This is a genomic window from Kitasatospora sp. NEAU-CNBT7 (assembly GCF_057220535.1).
The window spans coordinates 392,027-402,675 of the sequence record NZ_JBXQQB010000004.1; the positions used below are offsets into that span (position 1 = coordinate 392,027).

Genomic DNA, 10,649 nt, shown 5'->3' on the forward strand with positions numbered 1-10,649 from the left:
GCTCAGCCATCGGAGCCCTGCCCCGGCTCGGGCTTGGACACCGCCCGGCGGACCACGGTCTTCTTCGCCCCGGCCTTCCGGGCGGCCTGCGCCCTCGGCTCGGCGCCACCCGCCGCAGCCGTCGCCTTGCGGGTCACCGTCTTCTTCGCCGCACCCGTCTTCTTCGCCGCACCGGGCGGCTTCGGCGCACCCGGCTGCTTCGCCGCGCCCCGCTTCGCCGGCTCGCCCTTCCCGGCGGCGGCCGGTGCCTTCTTCGCCGGTGCCTTCTTCGCCGGGGCCTTCTTCGCCGCGACGTCCTTCGCCACCGCCTTCTTGGCGGCCTTCGCGGGGCCGGCCTTCGCGGGCGTCCCCTCGGCGGACGGCTTCCGCCCGGCCGGGGCACCGGCCGCGCCGTCCGCGGGCGCCGGCCGCGGGGCCTCCGGGTCCGGCTCGGCCCACACCTCACCCGCGACCGGCTCGGGACCGTCCTGCGGCCCGTCGTCCGGCACCGCCCAGGCGTCCGCCGGCACCGGCTCGGCCGGAGCGGTCCACTCCTCGTCGTCCCAGCCCGCCCCGAACAGCCCCTCGGCGCGCGCGGCCGGCCTGGGCGACGGCGACCCGTCCGGCCCGGCAGCACGGCCCTCCGGTCCCTCAGCCGCCTCCTCGTCCTTGCCCTCACGGAGCTGGCTCTCCAGGAAGCTCAGCACCACGCCGACCTTCATCACCTGGTCGCCGACCCGCTCGAAGACCCGCTCCACCTCGCCGCGGGCCACGCCGACGGCCAGGTCGACGCCGGCCCGGCCGGCCGTCACCGCCTCCCCGGCGAGGGTCTGCAGGGACCGCCCGGACGGCGGGAACTGCTCGGCGATCAGACGCTCCACCGCCGACACATCGACACCACCCCGCCCCAGCAGGCCGGTCGCCGTGGTCAGCACCCGCTTGCCGGTCTCCTCGGCCAGCACCGTGGCCACCGCCACCGCGCCCCGCACCGCATCCCGCAGCATCCGCCCGCCTCCTCCGGCGCCCGGTGGCGCCCAGCTCCGCGGCGGCCCGGCCCGAGGCCCGTCGGGCCCTCGGAGGCCCGCCGCCTCCACCGACGCTACCCCGTCGTACCCCCGGCCCGCTGCACGTTCGTCCCGGCTGCGGGGCCGATCGGCCGACCGGCCGCTGCGATAGCGTGGAACGCCGCCGATCACCAGCCGGACCACCAGCCCGATCACCAGCCGAGGGAGCAGCCCACCACCATGGCCAGCATCGAGGAGTGCCGCGAGGCCCTGGAGCAGCTCAGCCGGAACATGTCCCGCGCCGAGGGCGGCGTCCGCAAGGCCGCCGAACTCGACCGCTCGCTGAGCTGCTGGATCACCGACCTCGACCTGACGTTCTCCGGCCGCCTGCGGGACGGCCGGATCCAGGACATCACCAGCGCTCCCGGCGCCCCCGCCGACAAGGCCGAGATCCGGCTGACGATGTCCGGCGACGACCTGGTGGCGATGGTCGGGGGACGGCTCCCGTTCGCCTCCGCCTGGGCCTCCGGCCGGGTCAAGCTCGAAGCCGGATTCCGCGACCTGCTGCGCCTGCGCACCCTGCTCTGACCCCGACCGGCCCCCGGCCCCGACCGGCGTACCGGCGTCCGGGCGCCAGGGTCGGCCCACCCTCCGCGGCGGCTCGGCGCGCGGCGGTGGGCGCCCGCCCGGACGGTCCGGCGAAGCGTCCTCGTACCGGGCCGTGCTCGAACGCTCCGCCGGTTGCGGCGGGGACCTCGCGCGTCCTGCGGGGGCGGCGGGGGCGAGTCCTAGCGGACGATGCCGCGGGCCCGCGCCTCCGCCAGCCAGCGCGGGAACTCCGCCATCAGCGCGTCGTACAGCGCCTCGTCGTGCCAGGCCCGGGGCTGCGGGCCGACGGCGACGAAGTCGGCGTTGTCGATGACCCGGTCCCTCAGGTCGTCCAGGCCTGCCAGGAAGGTCAGGTCCTCGCGCTCGCCGAAACCGACGAACTGCCAGAACAGCGGCAGCGAGGAGGCCGACTGCATCAGCTTCTGGGTGGCCTTCCGGTCGTACGGGTCCCCGTCCGTCTGGAAGATCGCCAGCGCCGGGACACCGCCGCCGCGGCGCTGGTGGAGGTCGATCACCGCCTGCATCGCCGGCGCGTAGCTGGTCCCGCCCATCCGGACCGAGCGGCGGGCCTCGTCGATCCGCCCGTGGTGGCCCGCCAGCTGGATGTCGGTGACCAGCTCGACCTTGTTGGAGAACAGCACCAGCGGCACACTGCCGTCGTCGTCCAGGTGCGCCGCCAGGCTCAGCACCTGCTCGGCGAGGTGCTGCACGCTGCCGTCCTCGTAGTAGCCCCGCATGCTCATCGAGTAGTCGAGCACCAGGTACACCGCGATCCGGTACCCCGCCATCCCGCGCTTGGCCAGCGAGACGCCGGCCGACTGGTACTTCTGCAGCAGGGCGGGGGCGGTCGAGCGCACCTTCTCCAGGCTGATCGCGGGCGTCGGCCCGGCCGGCACCGGCGGCTGCACGGGCGGCTGCCCGTACGCGGGGGGCTGGCCGTACACGGGCGGTTGCCCATACGCGGGCGGCTGCTGCTGCCCGTACGCCCCAGGCTGCCCGTACCCGGGCGGTGCGGCGTACCCCGGCTGCGCGTACCCCTGACCCGCGTACCCCGGCGGCGGGTACCCGGGTACGGGCTGTCCCGGTGCCGGCTGCCCGGGCGGCGGGTAGGCGGGCGGCTGCTGCCCGTACCCGGGCGGCGGCACGGCGGCCGCAGGCGCCACCGGCGGAACCTGCTGAGACGCCTGCTGAGGCGCCTGCTGAGGCGCCTGCTGCTGAACGGGCTGCTGAACGGGCTGCGGAGCCGCCGCGGGCGGCTCGCCGACGTCCACCCCGAAGTCGGTGGCCAGCGCCGCCAGACCACCGGCGTAGCCCTGGCCGACCGCCCGGACCTTCCAGCCGCCACCGCGCCGGTACAGCTCGACCAGGACGACGATGGTCTCCCCGCCGGTCAGCGCCGGGGGCACGAACTCCACCGCCGTCCCGGCGCCGGCCAGCGTCACCCGCGGCGTCCCGGCGGCGTCGAACACCACGCCCGGCCGGTCGACGTCCACGCTCGCCACCACGACCACCGACTCGACCCCGGCCGGCACGGCGCCCGGCTCGACCGTGACGACCTGCCCGGCCACGGACACCCCGTCCCGGGACGGATTGTTGAAGAACACCAGGTCCAGGTCGTCCCGGACCTTCCCGGCCGCGCTCACCAGCAGCGCCGAGACGTCCACCGGCACACCGGTCGCGCCGACCGTCACCGTCACCGTCGTCCCGGGCAGCGGGGCGTTTCCACCCTTGGTCAGTACGGTGTGCGGCATGGCTCCCCCTCGTTGGTCCGCTCCAACCTGGCAGAACCGATGATCGGCCGTCAACGAGCGGGAACGACGAGGACCGCGGCCGGACGGCCGGACGGCCCCGGCCTCAGAAGCCCAGCTCGGCCAGTGCCTTCCGGCCGTCCGCAGGCGCACCGTCGCGGTCCAGCGCCGCCCAGGCCGCACCGCACAGCGCCCGCAGACCGTCGTACCGGTCCTCCCCGGAGCCCGTCAGCAGCAGCGCGCCGTCCTGCGCACGGGCGGTCCAGCCGCCGCAGCTGTGGCTCCCGTCGGCCTGCCCCGCCACGGCCGGGTGCGCGGTCAGCAGGCCCCGCAGGTCGGCCGCCAGATAGGTGGGCCGGTACTTCGGCTCGGCCGCGAGCAGCTGGGCGGGGGTGGTGACACCGGTGAACACCAGCAGGCTGTCCACCCCGCCGTTGTAGGCGCCCTCGATGTCGGTGTCCAGCCGGTCACCGACCACCAGCGGACGCTTGGCGCCGGTCCGCAGCACCGTCTCCCGGTGCATCGGCGGCAGCGGCTTGCCCGCGACCTCCGGCTCCACCCCGGTGGCGGTCCGGACGGCGGCCACCAGGGTGCCGTTGCCGGGCGCGATACCGCGCGCGGTCGGCACCGTCAGGTCGGTGTTGGACGCCACCCAGGGCAGCCCCGCCGCCACCGCGTACGAGGCCTCGGCCAGCTGCTGCCAGCCCACCGACGGGTCGTAGCCCTGCACCACCGCGAGCGGCTGCTCGTCGAGCGAGCCGACCGCCACCAGCCCGTGCTCGGCCAGCGCCTCGACCAGCCCGGCACCGCCCACCACCAGCACCTTGGACCCGGCCGGCACCTTGTCCGCGATCAGCCGGGCGGCCGCCTGGGCGGAGTTGATCACGTCCCCGGCCTCCGCCGGCGCTCCCAGCTCGGTCAGGTGCTCGGCGACCACCCGCGGCGGCCGGGAGGCGTTGTTGGTGACGTACGCCAGCCGCATCCCGGACTCCCGGGCGGCCGCCAGCGAGTCCACCGCGTGCTCGATCGCGTGCGGCCCCGCGTAGACCACGCCGTCCAGATCGAGCAGCGCGACGTCGTACGCCTCGGTCAGCGGGCGGTCACTGCCGCCCGGTGCGGTCCGCGCGGTGCCGACAGCCGTACCGGTCATGCGTGCTCTCCCAGCTCGAGTTCGGTTCCGTACGGGTCAGGCGCCCGGCCCGTCGGGCTCCGGCGGCGCCAGATACCCCGGCGCACCGGGCTGCAACGGCCCGTACGCACCCGCCCGGGCCGCCAGCGTGGCCCGGGACTGCCGGAGCGCCGCACGGTAGTGCGCGTTGTCCGGCCGCATCGCGACCGCCAGCGCCAGGTGCTCGGCCGAGGTCTCGAAGTCGCCCAGCCGGGCCGCGGCGACGCCCCACCCGAACTGAGCGTAGTCGTCGGACGGATCGGCCAGCGCCACCGCCCGGAAGTTCTCCAACGCCTCCCGGTACGCACCCGCGTCGAACTGCGCCCGCGCCAGCGCCTCCCGGATGCTGTGCGACTGCGGCTCGTACCCGGCCGCCCGCGCCAGCAGCTGCACGGCCGCCGCCGGGTGCCGCTCGTCCAGCAGCCGCACCCCGCGCCGGAACCAGTCGTAGACCTCGCCCTCCGGCTCCCCCGCGGCCGGACCTCCCCGGTCCCCGTCCACGCCGTCACCGGTAGGCCGCTCGTGCCCGCCATCCATGCCGTACCTCGCTCCCGCAGCCCCGGCCCGGACCCGCTCCGAACCCGATCCCGACCCGCTACGGCCCCGGCCACGCCCGGCCACCACCCGGCCGGCCGTGGCCCGGCGGGACGGCACCGGGCACTTTTGATCACTCAACTGATCACTCAACACCCATACCCCGACTAACATGCCCCCAATGAGTGCACCCAGTGCCGAAAGCGGCGCAGACCCCGCGTCCGGCGGCCCCGGGGACCCCGGGCACGTCGCCACCGCAGGCCTCTCCCTGTCCCCCTTCCGTGGCCTGCGCTACGTCCCCGACCGGGTCGGCACGCTGGCCGCCGTCACCTCGCCGCCCTACGACGTCGTCGACCCCAACCGGCGACTCGACCTGGAGACCGGCGACCCCCACAACATCGTCCGGCTGATCCTCCCCCGCCCCGAGCCCGACGACAGCGGCGACCGCCCCGACCGCGACACCCGCTACCGCCACGCGGCCCGGCTGCTCACCGAGTGGCAGCGCGAGGGCGTCCTGGCCGCCGACCCGTTCCCGGCCCTGTACGTCTACGAGCAGCGCACCCACGAGCCCGGCACCCCCGGCGGCGGCGTCCTGCAGCGCGGCCTGATCGGCGCGCTCGCGGTCAGCGGCCGGGAGGCCGGCGTGGTGCTCCCGCACGAGGACGTGATGCCCCGGCCGGTGGCCGACCGGGTCGGCCTGATGCGCACCACCAAGGCCAACCTCGAACCGCTGCTGCTGACCTACCGGGGCAACGGCGGCGCCGCCGAGGTGGTCGAGCGCGCCGTCCAGGGCGAGCCGCTGCTGTCCACCACCACCTCCGACGGCACCGACCACCGCCTGTGGGCCGTCACCTCCCCGATCGACCTGGCCGCCGTCACCCGCGACCTGAGCACCTGCCGGGCGCTGATCGCAGACGGCCACCACCGCTGGGAGATGTACCTGCGCCTGCAGCGCGAACACCGCCACCTCCCGCGCAGCCCGTGGGACCGCGGGATGGTCCTGCTGGTCGACACCGCCCGCTACCCGCTGCGGGTCCGCGCCATCCACCGGGTGCTCTACCGGCTCCCGGTCGCCGACGCGCTGGCCGCCCTCGCCGACCACTGGCAGGTCAAGGAGGTGCCGGGGCCGCTGCACAGCGCCCTGGAGGCCCTCGCCGAGGCCAAGCGCCACGGCGGCAACGCCTTCCTGCTGACCGGCGGCGACGGCACCTTCTGGCTGGCCGGCGAACCGGACGAGGCCCTGCTGGCCCGGACCGTGCGCACCGACCGCCCGGAGGAGTGGCGCCACCTCGACGCCACCGTCCTGCACGCCACCCTGCTCGACCACACCTGGCGGATCCCGGACGGCCCCGACGACATCGGCTACCTGCACTCCTCCGAGGGCGCCGAGCGGGAGGCCGCCCGCTGCGGCGGCACCGCCGTCCTGCTGCACCCCGTCGAGGAGCGCGTGGTGCGCCGCCTGGCCGAGCAGGGCGTCACCATGCCCCGCAAGTCCACCTCCTTCGGCCCGAAGCCGGCCACCGGGCTGGTGCTGCGGAGCCTGGAACTGGGCTGAGAAGACGCCGGAGGCCCCCACCGCGTGCGGTGGGGGCCTCCGGCGTCAGCAGGGGCGTCGTCCGGGGCCCGCCGGGCCCCGGCGGGCCTCAGCGGCGGTCGTCGTCCTCGGCGCGCGCGGGGCGGGCCCGGTCGTCGTCCTCGTCCGCGTCGCCGTCCTCGTCGATCTCGAGGTCGTCCTCGTCGTAGTACTCCTCGACGTCTTCCTCGTCCTCGTAGATCACCCGGTCGTCACCGATCTCGTCCGGAGCGATCGACTTGGCCCGCGGCTCGGCCGCCGGCGCGCCGTCCTGCTCCTCGTCGGCCAGCTCCGGGTCGAGGGTGTCCACGAACTCCAGGCCGTCGATCTCCGCCAGCCGCTCGGACGCGTTGGTCGCACCGTCGGTGTCCGCGTCGGCCGCCTTCGCGAACCAGTCGCGGGCCTCGTCGGCACGGCCGGCCGCGATCAGCGCCTCGGCGTAGGCGTACCGCAGCCGCGCGGTCCACGGGTGGACGGCGTTGGAGGCCAGCTCCGGGCTCTGCAGGGTCACCACGGCGGCGTCGAACTGCTCCATGTCGCTGCGGGCACCCGCCGCGACCAGACGCATCTCGACCTGGCCGGCCTTGTCCAGCTGCTTCACCTCGGGCTCACCGGCCATCGCCAGCGCCCGCTCCGGACGGCCCAGACCACGCTCGCAGTCCGCCATCACCGGCCACAGGTCCGCCCGGCCGGTCATCCGGCGCGCGGCACGGAACTCGGTCAGCGCCTCCGCGTAACGCTGCGTCATGTACGAGGCGAACCCGGCCGCCTCCCGCACCGACGCGACCCGCGACGCCAGCCGCAGGGCGACCCGCGAGTAGTTGTAGGCCTCCTCCGGCTCGGTGTCCAGCAGGCGGGCGACCATCACCAGGTTGCGGGCGACGTCGTCGGCCAGCGTCTTCGGCAGGCTCTTCAGGTCCTGGCGCACGTCCGCGTCGATCTCGAAGCCCGTGACGTCGTCCGGGATCGGCAGACGCTTGACCGGCTCGTAGTTGCCCCGGCGGTCGTCGTAGCCGCCGCCGTCACGGCGGTCGTCACGACGGCCCTCGAACCGGCCGCCCCGGTCGCCGCCGCGGTCACGGTCACCGTAGGACGGACGGCCGCCCCGGTCCCCGCCACCACTGCGGTAGCCACCGCCGGACGGACGGTCGCCACGGTCTCGGAACCCACCACCGGACGGACGGTCGCCGTAGGACGGGCGGCCGCCACGGTCCCCGCCACGGTCACGGTCACGGTCACCGTAGGACGGACGGTCACCGCCGCTGCGGTAGCCACCCGACGGACGGTCGCCGTAGGACGGACGGCCGCCGCGGTCGCCACCGCGGTCACGGTCACCGTAGGAGGGGCGGTCGTCGCGACGCGGCCGGTCACCGTAGGACGGACGGTCATCCCGACGCGGCCGGTCATCACGGTTGAACCCGCCACCACCGGACGGACGATCGCCGTAGGACGGGCGACCACCACGGTCCCCGCCACGGTCACGGTCACGGTCGCCGTAGGACGGACGGTCCCCACGGTCACGGAACCCACCACCGGACGGACGGTCCCCGTACGAGGGGCGGCCGCCACGGTCGCCACCGCGGTCACGGTCACCGTAGGAGGGGCGGTCGTCGCGACGCGGCCGGTCACCGTAGGACGGACGGTCATCCCGACGCGGCCGGTCATCACGGTTGAACCCGCCACCACCGGACGGACGATCCCCGCCGCTGCGGTAGCCACCACCAGAGGGGCGGTCGCCGTACGAGGGACGGCCACCGCGGTCGCCGCCGCGGTCACGGTCGCGGTCACCGTAGGACGGACGGTCGTCACGGCGGAAGTCACCACGCGGACGGTCGTCCCGGTTGAAACCGCCACCACCGGACGGACGGTCGCCACGGTCGCGGAAACCACCGCCGGACGGACGGTCACCCCCGCCACGGTAGCCGCCACCGGACGGGCGGTCGCCGTACGACGGACGGCCGCCACGGTCGCCACCACGGTCACGGTCACCGTACGAAGGACGGTCATCCCGACGCGGACGGTCGTCACGACGGCCGGCCTCGCCACGGTCATCCCGCCGCGGGCCACGGTCGTTGGACCATCCACCACGCGACCGGGGCTCGTAACCGCGGCCCTCGTCCGATCGGCGCTCGGGACGGTCCTGGGGCGGGTTCGACATCCTGGTGACTCCTGTCTGCTGCTTCGACCTCTGCCGCCGCTGCCGATTCAGGGCACCAGCGCCATCGCATCCTGGTGCCGACCACCTGGCCGCACACCACCTCTATTGTCCGGCATCCGCTCCGACCCTGCGTCCGGGCGGGAGCCGGTCCTGCCGGCGTACTGCACGATCTGGAAAAACAAAAAGGCCGCGGCCCCAGCGAATCGCTGGGGCCGCGGCCTTTGAATGATTGTTCGGCGGCGTCCTACTCTCCCACAGGGTCCCCCCTGCAGTACCATCGGCGCTACGAGGCTTAGCTTCCGGGTTCGGAATGTGACCGGGCGTTTCCCTCGTGCTATGACCACCGAAACCCTATCGGGTATTCAGCGAAACACACTCTTCAATTGATTAGTGTTTCTTGCCCGTCGACCGGAGTCGATGATGGGCGGATTCGCCGGCGATAGCTGTTCGCTACCCGGGAACCACACAGTGAACGCGAGCGTCTGAGGACAAGCCCTCGGCCTATTAGTACCGGTCAACTCCACCCCTCACGAGGCTTCCATATCCGGCCTATCAACCCAGTCGTCTACTGGGAGCCTTACCCTCTCAAGGAGGTGGGAATACTCATCTCGAAGCAGGCTTCCCGCTTAGATGCTTTCAGCGGTTATCCCTCCCGAACGTAGCCAACCAGCCATGCCCTTGGCAGGACAACTGGCACACCAGAGGTTCGTCCGTCCCGGTCCTCTCGTACTAGGGACAGCCCTTCTCAATATTCCTACGCGCACAGCGGATAGGGACCGAACTGTCTCACGACGTTCTAAACCCAGCTCGCGTACCGCTTTAATGGGCGAACAGCCCAACCCTTGGGACCTACTCCAGCCCCAGGATGCGACGAGCCGACATCGAGGTGCCAAACCATCCCGTCGATATGGACTCTTGGGGAAGATCAGCCTGTTATCCCCGGGGTACCTTTTATCCGTTGAGCGACGGCGCTTCCACAAGCCACCGCCGGATCACTAGTCCCGACTTTCGTCCCTGCTCGACCCGTCAGTCTCACAGTCAAGCTCCCTTGTGCACTTACACTCAACACCTGATTGCCAACCAGGCTGAGGGAACCTTTGGGCGCCTCCGTTACTCTTTAGGAGGCAACCGCCCCAGTTAAACTACCCACCAGACACTGTCCCTGATCCGGATCACGGACCCAGGTTAGACATCCAGCACGACCAGAGTGGTATTTCAACGACGACTCCACAACAACTGGCGTTGCTGCTTCAAAGTCTCCCACCTATCCTACACAAGCCGAACCGAACACCAATATCAAGCTATAGTAAAGGTCCCGGGGTCTTTCCGTCCTGCTGCGCGAAACGAGCATCTTTACTCGTAATGCAATTTCACCGGGCCTATGGTTGAGACAGTCGAGAAGTCGTTACGCCATTCGTGCAGGTCGGAACTTACCCGACAAGGAATTTCGCTACCTTAGGATGGTTATAGTTACCACCGCCGTTTACTGGCGCTTAAGTTCTCAGCTTCGCGGAGTCGAAACCCCACTAACCGGTCCCCTTAACGTTCCAGCACCGGGCAGGCGTCAGTCCGTATACATCGCCTTACGGCTTCGCACGGACCTGTGTTTTTAGTAAACAGTCGCTTCTCGCTGGTCTCTGCGGCCACCCCCAGCTCGGAGTGCAAGACTCGTCACCAGGAATGGCCCCCCTTCTCCCGAAGTTACGGGGGCATTTTGCCGAGTTCCTTAACCATAGTTCACCCGAACGCCTCGGTATTCTCTACCTGACCACCTGAGTCGGTTTGGGGTACGGGCCGCCATGAAACTCGCTAGAGGCTTTTCTCGACAGCATAGGATCATCCACTTCACCACAATCGGCTCGGCATCAGGTCTCAG

7 protein-coding genes and 2 rRNA genes are annotated in these 10,649 nt (G+C 72.4%); 2 read left to right on the forward strand and 7 right to left on the reverse strand.

Annotated features, from left to right (window positions below):
• Positions 1-2: 2 nt before the first annotated feature.
• Positions 3-983, reverse strand: a complete 981-nt coding sequence (locus AC2TEW_RS08360) for a hypothetical protein (RefSeq protein WP_484622700.1) — start codon at positions 981-983, stop codon at positions 3-5.
• Positions 984-1,223: 240 nt separating this feature from the next.
• Between AC2TEW_RS08360 and AC2TEW_RS08365 the strand changes: the two genes are divergently transcribed.
• Positions 1,224-1,571, forward strand: coding sequence for a sterol-binding protein (locus AC2TEW_RS08365; RefSeq protein WP_484622701.1), 348 nt, complete (start codon positions 1,224-1,226; stop codon positions 1,569-1,571).
• Between the two features lie 200 nt (positions 1,572-1,771).
• On the opposite strand, the gene AC2TEW_RS08370 is transcribed toward AC2TEW_RS08365, so the two are convergent.
• From AC2TEW_RS08370 to AC2TEW_RS08380, 3 genes are all read right to left on the reverse strand, one after another.
• Positions 1,772-3,343 carry a VWA domain-containing protein gene (locus AC2TEW_RS08370; protein WP_484622702.1) on the reverse strand — a complete coding sequence of 524 codons (1,572 nt, stop codon included), beginning with the start codon at positions 3,341-3,343 and terminating at the stop codon, positions 1,772-1,774.
• A 103-nt stretch (positions 3,344-3,446) separates the two neighbouring features.
• Complete coding sequence (locus tag AC2TEW_RS08375) at positions 3,447-4,490, reverse strand: HAD-IIA family hydrolase (protein ID WP_484622703.1); 1,044 nt, start codon at positions 4,488-4,490, stop codon at positions 3,447-3,449.
• A 36-nt stretch (positions 4,491-4,526) separates the two neighbouring features.
• On the reverse strand, positions 4,527-5,009 hold the full coding sequence (locus tag AC2TEW_RS08380) for a tetratricopeptide repeat protein (protein WP_484622704.1): 483 nt from the start codon (positions 5,007-5,009) through the stop codon (positions 4,527-4,529).
• A 214-nt stretch (positions 5,010-5,223) separates the two neighbouring features.
• Here AC2TEW_RS08380 and AC2TEW_RS08385 point away from each other — a divergent pair, with 214 nt between their 5' ends.
• Positions 5,224-6,597: a DUF1015 family protein gene (locus AC2TEW_RS08385; protein WP_484622705.1), complete on the forward strand. Its 1,374-nt coding sequence runs from the start codon at positions 5,224-5,226 to the stop codon at positions 6,595-6,597.
• An 88-nt stretch (positions 6,598-6,685) separates the two neighbouring features.
• Here AC2TEW_RS08385 and AC2TEW_RS08390 read toward each other — a convergent pair whose 3' ends face one another.
• The 3 genes from AC2TEW_RS08390 to AC2TEW_RS08400 form a co-directional block, all read right to left on the reverse strand.
• Entirely contained in the window at positions 6,686-7,543 is an 858-nt protein-coding gene (locus AC2TEW_RS08390; protein WP_484622706.1) for a tetratricopeptide repeat protein, read from the reverse strand.
• Positions 7,544-9,004: 1,461 nt separating this feature from the next.
• Positions 9,005-9,121 (reverse strand): 5S ribosomal RNA (gene rrf, locus AC2TEW_RS08395).
• 136 nt (positions 9,122-9,257) lie between these two features.
• Positions 9,258-10,649, reverse strand: a 23S ribosomal RNA gene (locus AC2TEW_RS08400); the annotation flags it as partial.